Genomic DNA, 17935 nt, shown 5'->3' on the forward strand with positions numbered 1-17935 from the left:
AGGGCTATAAAATATTACATCATTGAGTTTTGCATGGATCTTTTGATCTTTATTGCAGCTATTGTGAAAATCAGGCTTACTATGAAAAAGATCCCGCTGATCAAGCCCACAGCAAGCATAACTATACCGTCTTGCTTTTCATCGTAGAATTCCCCGGGATCTGCCGGGTTTATATGCAGCTGTACCACATCGCCTATCTGATATTTGGCAGGTCGATTTCCAATGCTGTTTTTCTTTTTATAGCTTTGTCCGTCGTACTCGTATTGGAAAACCGGGTAGTAGGAATAACGTCCGTTATCGTCTTTGCTGCCCTTGATATTGTCAACAACTACGGCTCTGACCTCCTCGGTGCAGCGGTCATAGCTTGCACGCATGGACCACACCACGAGAAACATTATCCCTGCAAGTACCAGACTTATCATGAAAAACACCACTGCAAAGATGGTACACAGTTTTTTTGTGGCTGAGGGATCTCTGCGCACAGGTGTTCCGTTTATCTTATATGCTGCAAACTTTGGCGTATAGACATTTTGTTGTGCTCCACGGTAAGGTCCGCCGTAATTCTGCGCAGTATATCCTCCCTGGGGAGGGTAGCCGCCGTTTTGCATATATGTTTGTTTCATCGGCTCGGCAGGTCGTGCCCTGCTCACACCGTCCTGCATACCCATTTGCCTTTGAAGCTCTTGCTCATGAGCCTCGGCTCTTCTCAAGGCGTCATCGTAATCGTTATAAGCCATTGTGATCTCCTCCGTTATCGGTTATATTATAACTTATTTTTCCGCTGATTTCAAGAGAATAGGATATATTTTTGAAAAATACTTGCCAAGGCGAGCATCATAGGTTATAATAGTAAAAAAAACAGGGAGGTGAAAAAATGAAATATGTTTGCAATGTATGCGGATATATCTACGATCCACAGGAGGGCGCTGTGGATGCAGGAGTCGCTGCCGGCACAAAGTGGGAGGACGTTCCCGAGGATTTTGTATGTCCTTTGTGCGGAGTGGGCAAAGAAGATTTCAGCCCGGCTTAATAATTGAACAACAACAAGGCGCAGGATATTCCCTGTGCCTTTTTCTTATAATCACGACCTGTGTCCCGCCTCGGTCTTGCTTGAATGACGGGGCGATGCCCCTTATTGAACGCAAAAACCGCCTGTGAGCCATGCCCGCAGACGGTATTGTTATTTTATTGTGCCTGCTTGTGAACGTAGGTCTCAAACTGGTCCACAGGCATTGGCTTTGCGAAATAATATCCCTGGAACATCTTACAATTCATATCCGAAAGCATACGGTACTGGTCCTTTGTTTCAACGCCCTCTGTGAGGGAGGAGATGCCAAGGTCGTCGGACAGGCTTATGATATTTCGGAGTATAGTCTGAGCCTTGTCGCTGTCCTGGGAACTTCCCAGGAACTTCATATCTATCTTCAGAACGTCAACAGGTATATCCTTGAGCATATTAAGGGAGGAATAACCGCTTCCGAAGTCGTCCATTTCAACGATAAAGCCCTCATTGCGAAGCTCGTTGAGGATCTTTATACGCTCGTCGATGTCGTTCATCATAACTGTTTCGGTTATCTCGATGCGAAGCCGCTTAGGTTCGATCCCGAACTCCTCAACAAGGTTGTGTATCTCGGCTTTGACGTCCATAAAGTAGAAGTCCTTGGGGGAGATGTTTACGGATATAAACATTTCCTTGTCTATCTGCTGCCAGCGTGAAAGTATCTCGCAGGCACTGCGCCACATATGTTTATCGACCTCGACGATAAGACCGTTCTTTTCAAAATACGGGATAAATGATGCAGGAGACAAAAATCCTCTGTCCGGGTGATTCCAGCGTGCAAGAGCCTCTGCGCCAACAACTTTTCCGGAGTCGTCCACGATAGGCTGAAGGTACGGGACCATCTGATTTCTGGTGATGGCATGCTGAAGCTGGGTGGAAATATGCTGGTTCCATTTTGCCTTTTCACGCAGTTCGTCATCATAGTATGCTACATGTGCTTTGTACTCGTCCTTTATTGTAGTCAAAGCAAGGTGCGCTCTGTCAAACATTACCGAAACATCGGTGTCCGCCTCGGTGACTTCGTACACACCCAGGTGGATAAAAAGGCTGTGCTCGATATTTCCGTCGGTGACCACATAATTGGAAAGGGTACGTTCCACACGGTCCGGGTCAAACTCGGATTTTGGCATAAGCACACCGAACTTGTCTCCACCCATTCTTCCGTAAACGCAGCGGGAGGACATATCTGCACGTATCCATTCTGCGATATGCTTCAAGGTAAAGTCGCCGAAGGAGTTGCTGAAGATATCGTTTACTATCTTGAAGTTCTTTACGTCGATAAAGATTATATAATAAGTCGTGTCCTTATTCTCTTTCAGCTCTTTCTGGATGCTCCTGAAAAGCATTTCACGGTTGTAAAGTCCGGTAAGGGTATCGTGGGTAGCGTTGTATTTCTCCCGTTCAATCAAAAGCTGGTCGCTGGTATTGTCACGAATACTGAGGAACGAGCCGGAGTTTGCATTCTTATCTGATGAAATGCTGTGCTTGTCAAGGATATAATGCTTTGCGTTTTCTCCCGATCCTATGACCTTATGCCTTACCCAGTTTTCTCTGTCAAGCTCAAGGTCACCGAACATTTCCCTGAGCTTTTGCGGCACATGGTCAAAGGACCCTTCCTGGATATTCAGAAGATTCTTGCCCGGGTCGTTTGCCCAGATGCACCTTTGATTGGGGTCAAAGAACAACAGGGCTTCCGGCATATCAGATGCCATATTGGCAAGCATATTGTCAAGAAGCCGCATTGGTCGGTAAAAAATGGCGAAGTAGAAAATCAATATCCCGAAAACTCCGAACCCTATCATTGAGCGGTCGATAGGGGTACGGGAGAAAATGTAAAAGCTTTGCCATACACACTCAACCACCATGGATAGCAGGATTATAGCATATTTCTCACGGTATACCTTGGGCATTTTGATCGACATCATAAGGAATATCGCCATTATAGCCACCAGTATGCTGTAATCTACCACACGGTGTACGGTCTGTCCCCAGTGGGCAATAAAGCGGTAGTAGGGGCGACCTTCCACGAGTATTTCTTCAAGGGTGAAAGCGTGGTGAAATATGGGATTGAGCATCATCTGCAATACATCAGCCCCAAGGGCAACATAAGCGGCTTTTGGAACTTTCTGCCCTTTGCCGCCGCCATCGCAGTACTTCACGGTAAAATTCGTCAGTGCCAGCATGACCACGTCCATGCCAAGGAAGTAGAAGTAAAAACCCACAGCTGAAAGTGTGGGGCTGGAAGAAAGCAGTACAAGAAGATTTCCAAGGATCGGAGGTATAAGCGCCGCATCAAGCCATGCAACGGCGTTGGATACGATATTTCTTTTGTTTGTACGATGAGCAATGACAACAAAAACTGTCAGCAGAATTATCATAGCAGCATAGACCATTGCAAAAGCTGTACGCATCATACTTCACCTCCCTTTCTTAACAATAGTCACAACTCTTCTCTTTGAGTTTAACATCAAATTATTAATAATTAAATGTATTTTTGCAAATTAGCCGTAAAAGTGCATAAATTTTAATCTATGCGAAAACGTTTTCTGGGTATCTTGCACAATCTGAGGAGAGGATAAATGTAATAAAAATCAATAACTGCAAAAAATCTCCCCGCCGGCAGCGTGAAGGCAAATGGATCTGTGGGTAAAATGCTATAAAAACAGTAGTAAAAACCGTCAAAAATAACGTTGACATCGGATGTTTTTTTGTGCTAAAATTACAGTGAGAAACTGTAGTCGTTTTTTCGATCATTTTATACATTTGAGGTTAAGATTATGGCAGAAAAAAGAAAGCGGATAGCACTTTTCGTGGGACAAGCCGACGAGGGATATCAGAGCAATATCATAAGCGGATTCCTGGAAAGAGCATTTGAATATGACCTTGATGCGTGTGTTTTCTCCATGTACCGAAAGTACCAGGACACAGCCGAGCGTGAGCTGGGTGAGTCTAATATCTTTGCGCTTATGCGTCCTGAGGACTATGACGGTGCGGTGATCCTTGAAGACAGCATACAGACGGCAGGGGCAGCAAAGGGGCTGGAAGAAAGGCTGCATGAGCAGTTTGGTGATAAGCCCGTGCTTGTTGTGGAACAAGACAGCCCGTATTTCCCGTATGTATTCACTGACGGCTACAATGCCATGGTGGAGCTGGTGGATCATCTTATCGAGGTACACGGCTATAAAGATATTGCTTTTCTTGCCGGTAAACGCTGGCACAAGCACTCCATAACCAGAGCCAATGCATACCGTGCGTCCATGGAGGCACACGGGCTTGAGCCAAGAGAGGACAGGACTATCTACGGAGACTTCTGGTACAGCAGCGGTGAGGTATGCGCAGACCAGCTTATGGGCAAGGGCAGAGAGCTGCCACAGGCAGTAGTTTGCGCAAACGATGCCATGGCGATCGGTCTTTGCAAGGCATTTGAAAAGCGTGGGGTAAGAGTCCCCGAGGACGTGGCTGTGGTGAGCTATGACTCTACATACGAGGGACAGACAAGCCCCAAGCCGATAACCTCATCACTTGTTCCTGCGGTGGAGCTGGGGCATTATGCTGCGGATTATATACATAACAGTCTTAGCGGAAAGCAGACTCCGCCTTTTGAACACAAACCAAAACTCGTTATCGGTCAGACCTGCGGCTGCACGGAAATGACAATACCCCAGTACAGTGCCAACAGAGAAAAGTGGGGTACCGAAATATCCGAGGAGGGCTACGACTCTGTTTTTAATTCCATTGCGGAAAACCTTATGGCGCAGACAGACCTGCAGGAGTTTTTAAGCGTCATATACTCCTATGCATACCAGATAAGTGATGCACAGAGCTTTTATCTGTGCCTGTGCCCCCTGTGGGAGCATATGGGCGCAGATGCGGGGATCCATGTGAAAAACACAGGCTATCCCGACAGAATGATATGTGCCGTAAGATATAACAGCGACCGCAAGGACGGTATTGTCGGACTGGATACGGTGTTTGACACCAGAGAACTGCTGCCGGGACTGTTTGAGAAAAGCGACCACCCGCAGGCTTGCTTTTTCACTCCGCTGTTTTTTGCAAACGAGTGCTACGGCTACGCTGCGGTGAATTACGGTGGCAAGGCACGGAGCTATGACGATGTTTACCGCCGCTGGATAGCAACTGTATCCAGGGGCTTTGAAGCTCTGCGATGCAGGATGATAAGCAACAATCTGCAAGACAAGCTGGATAAAATGCGCAGCAGCAAGTTTGCAGGCGGTGCGGCTTATGAGAGCCTCAGCGAGGAGGAAAAGAAGGACTACGACCTAGTCGGAAAGATACTTGACGACAATCTTCTTACCTACTACTTCCAGCCTATCGTCAAGGTTTCCGATGCAAGCATTTATTCCTACGAGGCACTTATGCGTTCAAACACATTAAAGCGCATATCCCCTCTTGACATGATAAAATATGCCAATATGCAAAGCAGACTCAGCGACATTGAAACTGCCACATTCCTTAACGTGCTGGAAATAATAAGCAAGAGCAGGGACATTATCGGAAAAGCCAAGGTGTTTATCAACAGCATACCGGGCGTTCCGGTGAACAGTGTCGAGTACCAGCGCATTGAGGAGTATCTGGGGAAGAATTCGGATGTTGTGGTGGTGGAGCTTACGGAAGAAGCCGAGCTGGACGATGAGCAGCTTAAAAAACAAAAGGACTTTTTCACAAGACTGCATCTGGAGATAGCGGTAGACGATTACGGCACAGGCTATTCCAATGTAAACAATCTGCTGAGGTATATGCCCAACTATGTAAAGATAGACCGTGCACTTCTCAGCGAAATAGATACAAAGCCGCAAAAACAGCACTTTGTCAGAGAGATAATCGGTTTTTGCCATGACAATAATATAATGGCACTGGCAGAGGGCGTTGAAACAGTGGAGGAGCTGCGCACGGTGATACACCTGGGTGCAGACCTTATCCAGGGCTACTATACCGCAAAGCCGTCGGCAAACCTTATCCCTCAGATAGACGAGAAGGTAAGGGGGGAGATAAAGTCCTTCTATCAGGAGCGTCTGGACGGCAGCACCAAGCAGATATATGTTGCCGGAAAGACAAACAGAATATCACTTGTCTCCCTGTCAAAGGACGGATGTACGGATATTGTTGTGGGCAGAGGAACCATGGTATACAAGGACTTCTCCATATTCGGAACACCTGGTGCAAAAACCAATATCCACGTTATAGTTGAACCTGGGTATATCGGCAGGATCGACCTTGAAAGCGCATATTTTTCCAACGTGAAAAATCGCCCCTGCATCGAGCTTTCCTCCGGGTGCGATGTTACCCTTTCCATCGAGGGCGACAACATTCTCAACAACGGCGGCATCCTCGTTCCCAAGGATTCAAGGCTTACTATTGAGGGCGGCGGAAACCTTAAAATATCCGTCAACAGTGCAGACTATTCCGGCATCGGCGGTCACACCGACCAGCAGCACGGAGAGATAGTATTTGAACAGGACGGTATTGTGGATATAAGCTGCCGGGGAGTATGCGGCACCTGCATAGGCTCGGGTCTTGGCGGAATCATAAAGATAAACCGTGGACAGTATGAGCTGAAAGCAACGGGAGAAAACGGGGTCGCTATCGGTACTACATCAGGCGAGAGCGAGCTTGACATAACCACCTGCAATATTTCCATTGAGCTTGCCACGGTACACGGTGCAGGCATCGGTTCTCAGTCAGGAAAGTGCAGGGTAAACATTGCAAAATCCTCTGTATCCATTTCAGGAACAGGAACGGACGTTGTTGCTGTGGGCACGGTGACCGGCGAACAGGCACAGGTGCATTTATCCGACTCGATGCTTGATATAAATATGAGTGCGGACAGGACCACTGCGCTGGGTGCGCTTAACGCAGGCTCTATGGTTAAGGCAAAGGACGCATCGCTCAGGATAGAGATGGCAGGAGAAAAATCCCTTGTCTTTGGCGGTTACAGCGAGCAGACTGATGTTGAACTGCTTGGCACCGACACCAGAGCGGTGGTGCATAATTCCTGCGGAAGGGACACCTACGCAAAGGATGAGAACGTGCGTATAGTAAACGGCAGGCGAAAGATCGTGGTCAACGACAAGGAGATACAGCGAGAGCTTGTTTTCGATTACAAACAATAAAAAAACACGGGCTGCTCCCGGCGGAGCGGTCCGTGATCTTTTTTATTGGTCCTGATTCAGCTTTTTGAAGGTCTGCACAGCTTCGTGCAGGGTAAAGTCGTCATCGTCGTAGGTATCGTCAAAGTCATAGGCTGCAAGCTCGTCCATTATTTCCAGCTGACGCTGCTGCAATTCCACCTGACGGCTCTGAAGCTCCTCCATTGTTTTGTAGTGGCGGTGCTTGTCGTAAAGTCTGAATGCGTCCCCAAGCTTACTTGCCTGCTTTGTTTTGAAAATATCTGTGATATAGTCAAGAGCTTCAAAGCTTCGGTAGCTTTCCGGAATAGCGTCAATTTCAAAGCCTTTCTCAAACTCCTCCAGCTCGCCTCTTGCCTTGTTGAGCATATCCAGTTTGATCCGCAGCTGTCTGTTGGTTTCCTCGGCTGTGCGTTTGATTTTTTTCTTTTTTAAGTCCATGGCAATTAGTACAATGATAGCCGAAAAAAAGACGATAAATGAAAATGTCATAGCAGCCGTGTTGTCCCATGCGAACTTGATCGTTATAAGAATAAAGACCACAGCCAGAAAGTGAAGGGGTATAATAAGCCAAGCCCATATGGGCAGGGCGGTAGGTGTCTGGGAAAGGGAAGTGACCTCATCGGCAAGGGCTGAAGTGTTTGAGCGCAGCTCCCTGTATTTTATAAGGTCCGCTTTGTATTTTGCGGTGGACTTTGCCAGCTTTTCAGCTGAAAGCTGTTCATACCTGTCGGTAATTGCAGAGGCGGAGAATGTACTGCCGCAGAAGTGGCAGCTGACAGTCTTATCTCCCGGGGCAGGACTGAGGTTTGCGCCGCAGCTGGGACAGGTATACTTTATAAGCTCGCTCATTTGATCACCCCTTTTGTGTTTTTAGAAATTATATCACACCCATGTTAAGGTGTCAACTCCGGCAAAACAAAAGCCCGCATTTCCTGCGGGCGTGTTTTTTATACCAGGGACTGTGCCCATTTTTTCAGCTCATCCTCGCTTACGCCTGATGAGAAACGCTTGCCTTCGAGCACCTTTGCACCCTTGCCTACAACCGACTGCATATGCACGCCGGTGGAGCCGATCCCGCTGCTTCCGGATGTAACAAAGGGAACTATGGTCTTGCCTTTGAAATCGTATGCTTCAAGGAATGTATCGATAATGGACGGCTCTCTGTACCACCACACCGGGAAGCCCACAAAAATAACGTCTGCTGCGGCGATATCTGCTGCTGCGTCATTGTCCGCAAGAGCAGGACGGCAAGCTTCGTCGTTCATCTCCACGGAGCTTCTTGATGATTTGTCACGCCAGTCAAGATCCGCCTGGGTGTACGGAGTCTGTGGCTTTATCTCATAAGAGCCGGCATTGATAGCCTGTGCAAGTTTTTTTGCAACCTTTGCAGTGGTGCCGCTTGCGCTGAAATATGTTACAAATGAATTCATGAACAATCACGCTCCTTTATATTATAAACACTTTATCCTACGCTCATAGTTTAACACATAATTATGAATTTTTCAAGCACAGCTGAGGCTAAAACAAAACCTCCCCGGGTATGGAGCGGCAGCTGTTATTTTATGATTATGCCCACCTTGGCAAACGCCTTTGAGGCTGTGACCTTATCAAGGGGAAAAAGCTTTGTGGAGCTTACAAGCTTATCCGAGTCGTATCTGAAAAACTCAGCATAATTCTCTGTAAAGTCCTTGTTTGAGTAGACCTTTGCCATAATGTATTTTTCCTTGACCGCATAATAGTTTACAGGCACAAGGGAAAGAATGGCTTTACAGTCGCTGTCCATATTGGCAGCTACCGTATCAAAGTCCTTGTCAACATAGTGTATCTGTCTGCATTTAAGCTCCTTCACCTTTTGGCGAAGTGGGTCCTTGGGTGCTTTTCTGAAAAAAGATAGCATACTGTCCACCTTACTTCAGCAGCCTTTCAAAAAGCTGCTGTCTGCATTCTTCCTCAAGCTTGTCGTTGATAGGCTGTGCGGTGTATTTTTCCCCGGTCTTTCTTGTCATCACGTAGTTTATGATATAGTCACACAGCTTTGGGTTTTTGGAAAGCAGCGGTCCGTGGAGATAAGTCGCCACTACGCTGGGCTCCATATAGCCTTCAGTTTTGCTGGAAAAGCAGTTGCCATTGCCGGCAAGTACAGTCCCGAAAGGCGAGGTCACATTCTGAGTCTGACCGCCGTGGTTCTCAAAACCGATGACATTATACTCCTCACCGTCAAGAGTCGCCTTGATAACGATATTTCCGATGCAGCGTTTTCCCTTGTCGGTAGATGCTGCGGTATAGTAATCGAAAAGCCCCAGCCCGGGTATTTTCTCACCGTTGGAGTCCTTGTAATACTGTCCCATGAGCTGGTATCCGCCGCATATCATAAGAAAGAAAGTGCCTTTTTTGTAGGCATCGGAAATTGCGTCTTTGCATTTGAGCAGGTCCTCTGCCAGTATCTGCTGTTCAAGGTCTGCGCCGCCGCCCAGATAAATTATATCATACCGGGAAAAGTCTGCGGTATCGTCGCCGATAACGTGTGAGGATACCTCAAGGTCGATGTCCCGCATTTTGCAGCGGTATTTTATTATCTCCACATTTCCGCTGTCGCCGTAAAGATCCAGCATATTGGGGTACATATGCATAAGCTTAATCGTTTGCATCTTCGGTACCCTCCTTATATCTTCTGATTGCTGCCCTTGTGGGCTGGATAGCGGTATAATTGGCAATGGCAAACTTGTCGCCCACGGTGGAGAAGAAGCTCTCCATTGCCCGGTCAAGATCGGGCTTTACCACGATCTTATCCGGATCGTAACCGGAACATTTTATCCTTATGGCAATATCGTAGGCTCTGCTGCCGCTGGTGACCACTCTTGTAACGTCTTTGAAGACAGAGAAGTTAATGTCCCATATCCAGGAAACGTCGTGACCGTCTGCCAGGTTGTCGTTAAGCACAAAAAGCAGCTCCTTTTCCCCGGGATGTTCGTTCATCACACGCAGGGTCATGTTTGCGCCCACAGGGTTTTTCGCAAGGTTGACCAGCAGCTTGCTGCCTGCCACCTCAAACACTTCAAGTCTTCCGTTGTTCACCTCAAAATGCTCAAAGGTATCGTGGAGCACGTCTTTGGAGATGTTGTAAAGCTTGGATGCAGTGTATACTGCCCCAAGGTTATAGATGTAGTAAATGCTGTTGTGACTGGGTTTGTATTTCTCCCCGTCTATGACAAAGGAAGGTGCCTGAAGGTCAACGTCCTTTATAACGACCTCCGGTCTTGCGCTGCCAAAGTCGCAGTTAGGACAGCGGAATTTTCCGATGTGTGAATACTGATAGTATTCATATTCCAGCTTTGAGTTGCAGAAAGGACAGTATTTGCCCTCGCCCACCTCATAGGGCTGGTCGGTGGCACCGGAGTAACGCTCAACGCTGAAATAGTGGACATTTTTATTGTTGGGATTGGCAAGCCCCAGCCTTGCAACGTTGGGGTCGTCGGCATTGAGCACCAGATTTCCCTCATATGTTTCAAGGAACTTCTTTACCTTTAAAATAAGGGTCTCCACCTCGCCGTTGCGGTCAAGCTGGTCTCTGAAAAAGTTGAGCACCACAAGAGTTTCCAGCTTCAGCTTTGAGTATATAACAGGCACATGGGATTCGTCCGTTTCCAGCACAAGATAATCCGCCTTGACTCTGCCGTGGAAATCGCACTCTCCCAGAAGCAGGGAGCAGATGCCTGTGTCAAGGTTGTTGCCCTGTTTGTTGGTGATTATTTTAAGGTCCTTTTTGTCACCGCTTGTGAATATATGATTAAGATAGTTGGTCACCGAGGTCTTGCCATTGGTGCCTGTAACGGCGATAATGGGACACTCCACCTTAAAGGCTTTAAGGCAGTCCTTGTTCAGCGTCCACAGCACAAGCCCCGGAGCGTTGCCGGCGTCCTTGCCGATAAGGCGAAGGACCTTTACCATCATTTTGCCGAAAAATATCGTCAAACCGTTTTTTAAACCCATTTTTTCAAACGATCCCTTCATTTTGACTTACCAGTATATAATAAAACAAACGGCGTAAAATGTCAAGTGTGCAGAGGTTGTAATATAACTTGTCTTTGGTGAATATGCTTGTAACACAAGCCCATTGAACAAGGGGGAAGGATAAGATGGTAAAGCTGCTGGAAAATGACATTTCGCAACAGCAAACATACAGCTTTGACGGATTGAGCTCACAGGAGGCTGCCGCAAGGCTGGCAAGAGACGGTGAAAACGTCCTTGAGCATAAAAAGAAGAACTCGGCTGTGAAAATATTTGCAGGACAGTTCCACGATGTTATGGTGATAATACTTATGATAGCAACGGTGGTATCTGTGATACTGGGGCAATACACCGATGCGATACCGATCCTGCTTATAGTTATCGTCAACGCTTTTCTTGGATTTTTCCAGGAGTGGCGGTGTGAAAAGACGCTTGAAAAGCTAAAGGATATGACAGCCCCGGGGGCAATGTGTTACCGTGACTCAAAGCTTGTAAAGATCCCTGCGTCCCGTGTGGTAACGGGAGACATTGTATCCTTGAAGGCAGGGGACAGAGTGCCATGTGACGGCTTTGTGGTCAGCGCAAAGGGGCTTGAATGCAACGAGTCGCTGCTTACCGGGGAGTCGGAACCGGCGGCAAAAACAAAGCGCATGGTAGAAAATGATTTTTCTTCTCCCGGCTGCGGATATATGTGCTATATGGGCACTGTGGTGACCAAGGGAAGCGGTGTTATAAGCTGCACTGCAACAGGTAAAAACACTCAGATGGGTAAGATATCCGCCATGCTGGAGGAGATAGAGGAGCCGCCCACACCGCTGCAGAAAAAGCTGGGTGAGCTTGGTAAAGTATTGGCATTGATATGTCTGGGAGTTTGTGTGCTCGTTTTTGTCGCAGGTGTTTTAAGGGGAGAGCCGCTGCTTGAAATGATAATGACGGGTATAACCATTGCCATTGCCGCCATACCCGAGGGGCTGCCTGCCACGGTGACCATAGCGCTGGCACTTGGGGTGAGAAGGATGCTCAGACACAAGGCTCTGGTACACAAGCTGCGCTCGGTGGAAACTCTTGGCTGTGCCACGGTGATATGTACCGACAAAACAGGCACCCTTACCCGGAACCGTATGAGAGTGACCCACATAGTTACTGCGCAGGAGGGGATAAACCAGTTCGACCTGTCAGGAGAAAATGATATCCCTCGCAGCACTGCGCTGCAAAAGCTGCTGGAATGCGCCTGTGTGTGCAGCGATGCCAGGCTGAGTATCAGCGGCAGCAAGCACATCAGCTATAACGCCGAAGGGGATCCCACCGAAGCTGCCCTTGTAACGGCTGCTGCACAGATGGGGGTGTTTGCTGATAAGCTTGACATAGAAAAGACAGACGAGATACCCTTTGACAGCCAAAGCCGCAGTATGACTGTCATCTGCAAGGACACCCGGGGTACGTTCAGCTACAAAAAGGGTGCCTGTGACATTATTCTTTCGGAGTGTATGTTCACATACCCGGACGAGGAACCTCGTATGCTTGACAACGGACAGCGGCTTTCTATAGCAAAGCTGTGCGATTCATATTGTGCAAGGGGACTTCGGGTGATAGCCTTTGAGGAAACAAGGGACGACAAGCGTATTTTTCTTGGATTTGCCGCATTGGAGGACCCACCGAGAAAGGAAGCAAAGTCTGCGGTGGAGCTTTGCGCAAAGGCAGGTATAAAGACAGTTATGATAACCGGCGACCATAAGCTTACCGCACAGGCGATCGGGGAGCAGACGGGTATCTATAAAAAAGGCTCGCTTATCCTCACCGGCGCAGAGCTTGACCGGATGAGTGATGAGGAGCTGGAGGGTATGGTGGAGAATTGCAGCATATTTGCAAGGGTGACTCCTGCCCACAAGCTGCGTATCGTCAGAGCCTTCAGAAAGCATGGTCACGTCTGCGCCATGACAGGGGACGGTGTGAACGATGCCCCCGCCATAAAGGAAGCGGACATCGGGGTGTCTATGGGCGAATCGGGAACGGAGGTAACAAAGCAGGCAGCGGAGATGATACTGCTTGACGACAACTTTGCAACGCTGGTCAATGCCGTTGAGGAGGGCAGGACCATATATCACAACATCCGCAAATTCGTCAGGTATCTCATATCCTGCAACATCGGAGAGGTGCTCACCATGCTGGGAGGCATGGTGATGGGGCTGCCTATGGTACTGCTGCCGGTGCAGATACTGCTTGTAAATCTGGTTACAGATTCTTTGCCTGCGGTGGCACTGGGGCTTGAGCCTGCCGAGGATTCGTTTATGCACTCAGCTCCGAGGAAATCAGACGAAAGCTTTTTCAGCGGCGGTCTGCTGTGGCGCATGATAATCAGAGGTGTGTTTATCGCCCTGAGCACCCTTGCAAGCTTCACACTGGTGCTGAAGTATTCCGGCTCTGTTGAGGCTGCCCGCACCGCTGCTCTTTGCACCCTTACTGTCAGCCAGCTCATACACGTTTTTGAGTGTAAGTCGGAACGCAAGACGCTGTTTTCCGTGGACCTTCTCTCAAATCCGTTTCTGGTATTTTCCGTGGCAGTCTCCGCTTTGGTGCTGTTTGTGTGTACATATCTGCCTGTTTTGCAGGGAGTGTTTTTCACCTTCGCTCTCACACGTACCCAGCTGGTGATCGCCCTTGCAAGCGCTGCGGTCGTACCTGTTCTGGCAGCAGTCTTTCACAAGAAATAAAAAAACGCCCGAAGCTTTGTGCCTCGGGCGATATGCTTTATTTGAACATCTGTATTATAATTCCGCTTGCTGCGGCAGCGACATAAAGAATGCCCATAATGATAAAGTTCTGCTTGTACTTTTTGTTAGTCTTGAAAAGCACCACAAGTCCAACGCCTGCGCCGGTGGAAAGACCTGCCACCAGTGCTCCGAAGGATACCGCACCGCCTATATAAAGCTTGGTGAGTACCACAGAAGCTCCGCAGTTGGGGATAAATCCGATAAGCGCAGCAATAAGCGGCTGTACCCAGCTGTTGGTCATCATAAGCTTTTCCACCGTCTGTTCGCCTGCAAATTCCATTACGCAGCCAAGCAGCATATTTATAATGAAGATAAAAATGATAATATGCAGCGTGTGGTGCAGCGCAGAATGTAGTATTCCGTGATGCTCGCAGTCGCAGTCGGCACACAGCTCCTTGAAGGGCTCCTCGTCCTTCGGTTTGACAAAAAGCTTTATCACAGCGTCAACGATAATACCCGTCACGATGGCGATTATGACCTTTGCGATCATAAGCTTTGGTATCAGCGACCATATTTTTCCCGAATCGGCGACCTCGGAAAGAATAACAGGTATCGCCTCGTCGCTGGTGGAAATGTACACCGCCACAAGCGTGCCCATGGTTATGAGCCGCCCGGCGTAAAGGTTAGATGCCGCAGCAGAAAATCCGCACTGTGGTATGCAGCCTATGGCTGCGCCGCCCACAGAACCGAACGGTCCCATTTTACGCAGCACACCACCCATTTTGTCGGAGCCTTTATGTTCGATATATTCTATTAAAAGATAAACGCCGAAAAGAAAGGGGAGAGTAAGCAGAGAATCTTTGCAGGCGTCTAAAAACACATCAAGTAATCTGTCCCACATATTTTTCACCATAGTTAAATAAAAATTGCGCAATAAAAAGGATAACACATTTCACCGTGTTTTGTCAAGTGCACAGAAAAAAGCGGTCCCTTTCATAGGTACAGGACCGCTTTGTGTTATCATAGATTCTGAGCAAAATGCTCCCGGATCTCCCGTAAAGCTTTTTCTTCGTCCGGTCCCTCAATAGTGACGGTCACCGTGTCCTGACATTTCACCACAGCGCTAAGGATAGAAAAGAGCTTTTTAGCACTGCCGCTTTTACCGTTGCGTTGGTTTGTGACGGTTATCTCGCTTTCAAACTCCTTGGCAAATTTTACAAGGTCACCTGCCGGACGTGCGTGTATCCCCACGGGATTTGTTACCGTAAATTCAAAGCTTTTCATTTTGTTTCACCCCTTTTTTGTGGATTATAACACATTTTTCTGCTTTTTTCAAGCCTTTTGAGCGGTAAAGGAAAAATAAAAATAAAAAAGTAGTTGAAATAATAAAACAGATGTGTTATACTGACAAAAAAGAGGAGGTGGCGTATGAAAATCCGTGAATCAGCAGAGGATTATCTTGAAGCAATACTTGTGATTTTTGAGCGAAAGGGAAGCGTTCGCAGTATAGATATCGCCAATGAGCTTGAGTTTTCAAAACCGAGTGTGAGCATCGCCATGAAAAATCTCCGTGAAAACGGGTATATCACCATGGACAAAGACGGCTACATCACCCTTACAAAGAAGGGCAAGAAAATTGCCGACATGGTCTATGAGCGGCACAAGTTCATAACCGAGGGACTGGTGCGTCTTGGGGTAGACCCTAAGATAGCTGCGGAGGATGCCTGCCGCATCGAGCACGTCATCAGCCAGGAAAGCTTTGAGGCTTTGAAAAAGCATTGCAGCAAGTTGGAACAATAAATACAAAAAGTACAGACATTAACCGGGAGCCATGCAGGTCGCATGGCTCTTTTGCTATTTTGGCTTGCTTTTGAAAAAAAGGGAGAAAAAGAAGGCAAAGCACATGGCTGCGGTTATTCCCCCTGCCGCTGCGGTAAGTCCTCCGGTGAAGATGCCTGTAAAGCCTGCGGAGTCCACCTGTTCCTTTACGCCTGTGGAAAGCAGGTATCCAAACCCCGTAAGGGGAACGGTCGCTCCTGCGCCTGCCGTATCCACAAGGGGTTCGTACCAGCCCAGTGCGCCAAGTATGCACCCTGCCACCACATAGGATACCAATATCCTTGCAGGGGTGAGCTTTGTAAAATCTATAAGCAGCTGCCCTATGGCGCAAAGCAGTCCGCCGATGAGAAATGCGTAAATATAGGTCATTGTCATCCTCCTTTCAGTTATCCTCGCTGCTGAGCCAGACAAGGTGGGAGATAGAGGGTATGCTCTCGCCCTGTTGTGTGGTGGTTGGGGACAAAAGAGCGCCTGTTGCTGCAAATAGTATGTTTTTTATCTCTCCCGCCTTCAGCTTGGGGAGAAAATAGCCGCACAGGGTAGAGCCTGCACAGCCGCAGCCGCTTGCTCCTGCGTGAACGTCCTGGTCAGTCACGTGATACATCATAAGACCGCAGTCTTTATGGTTGGCGGAAACATCTATCCCGTGCTGCTGCATAAGGTCGCAAAACAGCCTGCTGCCCACCTTGCCAAGGTCGCCTGTTACAATGTGGTCAAAGTCCGAGGGGGATTTTCCCGTTTCCTCAAAGAAGTTTCGTATGGTGTCGAAAGCCGCCGGTGCCATTGCCGCACCCATGTTGTTTGCATCGGTTATGTCCATGTCGGCTATCCTGCCGATGGTACAGGCTTTGACATAGGGCGGCTTGCTGTGCTGTGAGACAAGAAGGGATGCTCCTGCGGTGACAGTCCATTGAGCTGTGGGAGGTCTTTGTCCTGCATATGTGAGGGGGAAACGATACTGCCTTTCTGCGGTGCAAAAGTGGGAGCTGGTCACAGCCATGGCTCTCTGGCAGATACCCTTGTCCGCAAAAATAGAAGCAAGGGCAAGCCCCTCGGACATTGTGGAGCAGGCTCCGTATATGCCCAAAAAGGGAATATCAAAGCTTCGCACTCCGTATGTGGTGCTTACGCATTGGTTGAGCAGGTCACCGCCGAAAAGCACATCTACATTTTCCGGGTGTAGTCCTGCTTTGTTGAGGCAGATGAGCACAGCCTGCTTCTGAAGCTTGCTTTCCGCTTGTTCATAGGTACCGCAGGAAAGATATGGGTCGTCGTTTATCTTGTCAAAATAATCTCCAAGGGGACCCTCGCTTTCCTTTTTGCCTCCTACGGCGGCGTAGGATATAATGCTGGGTTGGCTGGTAAGGTGGATCGTAGCTTTTGCTTTCATTGATTTTTTGTTCCTTTCGGTCTTTCTTCCTGCTTATTGTTCCAGTATCAATGTGATTTTATGCATTGCAAAAGAATAAAAAGTGTGGTACAATAGCATTCAAAGGAGTGAAAAGTGTGCAAAAGCCCAATTATCAGAAAATGCTTGACAATATAATAGAAAAGGTCTCACAGCAGCAGAAAAAGCCGGTGCTTCTACTTCATTCCTGCTGTGCGCCCTGTTCGTCATATGTGCTTGAATATCTGAACAGATATTTCCATATTATATTATTTTACTATAACCCAAATATTTCTCCCAAGGAGGAATTTGAAAAGCGCACAGGCGAGCTTCGGCGGCTCATAAGGGAAATGCCCATGCAGGACAAGCCGGAGCTTATAGTGGGGGATTACGAACCGGAGGTGTTCGATGAGATCGCAAAAGGTCTTGAGGATCTGCCTGAGGGGGGAGAGCGGTGCTTTAAATGTTACCGTATGCGCCTTGAAAAGACTGCTGAGCTGGCAAGGAAGCTTGGTGCTGACTATTTTACCACCACGCTGTCCATTTCCCCGTATAAAAATGCCGGAAAACTTAATGAGATAGCCTTTGAGTTGTCGGGAATATACGGTGTAGAGGCTCTGCCGGCAGACTTCAAGAAAAAAGAGGGCTATAAACGCTCTATCGAGCTTTCTGCCCGGTATGATCTTTACAGGCAGGATTACTGCGGCTGTGTGTACTCAAAGGCTCAGAGAGACAAAATTAAAAATGGGCAAAAAAACAACTCCTGCGAATGAACCGCAGG

Annotated in this window: 16 protein-coding genes; 5 read left to right on the forward strand and 11 right to left on the reverse strand. The window is 48.0% G+C overall.

Annotation, left to right across the window (positions count from 1 at the left end; translation table 11 throughout):
• Positions 1-14: 14 nt before the first annotated feature.
• Complete coding sequence (locus tag T494_RS0108055; RefSeq protein WP_028505856.1) at positions 15-737, reverse strand: DUF3592 domain-containing protein; 723 nt, start codon at positions 735-737, stop codon at positions 15-17.
• 137 nt (positions 738-874) lie between these two features.
• Here T494_RS0108055 and T494_RS0108060 point away from each other — a divergent pair, with 137 nt between their 5' ends.
• A complete protein-coding gene (locus T494_RS0108060) occupies positions 875-1030 on the forward strand; it encodes a rubredoxin (RefSeq protein WP_028505857.1) in 156 nt (51 codons plus the stop codon).
• A 155-nt stretch (positions 1031-1185) separates the two neighbouring features.
• Here the strand turns inward: T494_RS0108060 and T494_RS13445 are convergent, their stop codons facing one another.
• Complete coding sequence (locus tag T494_RS13445) at positions 1186-3474, reverse strand: GGDEF and EAL domain-containing protein (RefSeq protein WP_051540237.1); 2289 nt, start codon at positions 3472-3474, stop codon at positions 1186-1188.
• A gap of 363 nt (positions 3475-3837) precedes the next feature.
• Between T494_RS13445 and T494_RS13450 the strand changes: the two genes are divergently transcribed.
• The gene (locus tag T494_RS13450) at positions 3838-7191 is read left to right on the forward strand and encodes an EAL domain-containing protein (RefSeq protein ID WP_051540239.1); all 3354 of its coding nucleotides are present in this window, start codon (positions 3838-3840) and stop codon (positions 7189-7191) included.
• A gap of 42 nt (positions 7192-7233) precedes the next feature.
• On the opposite strand, the gene T494_RS0108075 is transcribed toward T494_RS13450, so the two are convergent.
• The 5 genes from T494_RS0108075 to T494_RS0108095 all read right to left on the reverse strand — a co-directional run bounded on the left by T494_RS0108075 (position 7234) and on the right by T494_RS0108095 (position 11160).
• On the reverse strand, positions 7234-8058 hold the full coding sequence (locus tag T494_RS0108075; protein ID WP_028505858.1) for a hypothetical protein: 825 nt from the start codon (positions 8056-8058) through the stop codon (positions 7234-7236).
• 98 nt (positions 8059-8156) lie between these two features.
• Positions 8157-8639 (reverse strand): flavodoxin, encoded by a 483-nt coding sequence (locus T494_RS0108080; RefSeq protein WP_028505859.1) that lies wholly within the window; start codon positions 8637-8639, stop codon positions 8157-8159.
• A gap of 125 nt (positions 8640-8764) precedes the next feature.
• Positions 8765-9106: a hypothetical protein gene (locus T494_RS12705; RefSeq protein WP_028505860.1), complete on the reverse strand. Its 342-nt coding sequence runs from the start codon at positions 9104-9106 to the stop codon at positions 8765-8767.
• A gap of 10 nt (positions 9107-9116) precedes the next feature.
• On the reverse strand, positions 9117-9857 hold the full coding sequence (locus T494_RS0108090) for a glutamine amidotransferase (protein WP_028505861.1): 741 nt from the start codon (positions 9855-9857) through the stop codon (positions 9117-9119).
• Positions 9844-11160, reverse strand: coding sequence for a Mur ligase family protein (locus T494_RS0108095; RefSeq protein ID WP_242836414.1), 1317 nt, complete (start codon positions 11158-11160; stop codon positions 9844-9846). The genes T494_RS0108090 and T494_RS0108095 overlap by 14 nt, the downstream gene beginning before the upstream one ends.
• Positions 11161-11345: 185 nt before the next feature.
• Here T494_RS0108095 and T494_RS0108100 point away from each other — a divergent pair, with 185 nt between their 5' ends.
• On the forward strand, positions 11346-13928 hold the full coding sequence (locus T494_RS0108100; protein WP_037344340.1) for a cation-translocating P-type ATPase: 2583 nt from the start codon (positions 11346-11348) through the stop codon (positions 13926-13928).
• A gap of 37 nt (positions 13929-13965) precedes the next feature.
• Here T494_RS0108100 and T494_RS0108105 read toward each other — a convergent pair whose 3' ends face one another.
• Both T494_RS0108105 and T494_RS0108110 read right to left on the reverse strand, forming a co-directional pair.
• On the reverse strand, positions 13966-14829 hold the full coding sequence (locus T494_RS0108105) for a putative manganese transporter (RefSeq protein ID WP_037344342.1): 864 nt from the start codon (positions 14827-14829) through the stop codon (positions 13966-13968).
• A gap of 119 nt (positions 14830-14948) precedes the next feature.
• Positions 14949-15212 carry an HPr family phosphocarrier protein gene (locus tag T494_RS0108110; RefSeq protein WP_028505865.1) on the reverse strand — a complete coding sequence of 88 codons (264 nt, stop codon included), beginning with the start codon at positions 15210-15212 and terminating at the stop codon, positions 14949-14951.
• Positions 15213-15356: 144 nt separating this feature from the next.
• On the opposite strand from T494_RS0108110, the gene T494_RS0108115 reads away from it, so the two are divergent.
• Positions 15357-15728, forward strand: a complete 372-nt coding sequence (locus T494_RS0108115) for a metal-dependent transcriptional regulator (RefSeq protein ID WP_028505866.1) — start codon at positions 15357-15359, stop codon at positions 15726-15728.
• A gap of 54 nt (positions 15729-15782) precedes the next feature.
• Here the strand turns inward: T494_RS0108115 and spoVAE are convergent, their stop codons facing one another.
• Positions 15783-16136, reverse strand: coding sequence for a stage V sporulation protein AE (gene spoVAE, locus T494_RS0108120; protein ID WP_028505867.1), 354 nt, complete (start codon positions 16134-16136; stop codon positions 15783-15785).
• A 13-nt stretch (positions 16137-16149) separates the two neighbouring features.
• A complete protein-coding gene (locus T494_RS0108125) occupies positions 16150-17157 on the reverse strand; it encodes a stage V sporulation protein AD (RefSeq protein WP_037344344.1) in 1008 nt (335 codons plus the stop codon).
• 140 nt (positions 17158-17297) lie between these two features.
• On the opposite strand from T494_RS0108125, the gene T494_RS0108130 reads away from it, so the two are divergent.
• A complete protein-coding gene (locus T494_RS0108130; protein ID WP_037344369.1) occupies positions 17298-17927 on the forward strand; it encodes an epoxyqueuosine reductase QueH in 630 nt (209 codons plus the stop codon).
• The last annotated feature ends 8 nt before the right edge of the window (positions 17928-17935 follow it).

Source organism: Ruminococcus sp. FC2018 (assembly GCF_000621805.1).
In the GTDB taxonomy this organism is placed as follows: Bacteria; Bacillota; Clostridia; order Oscillospirales; family Ruminococcaceae; genus Hominimerdicola.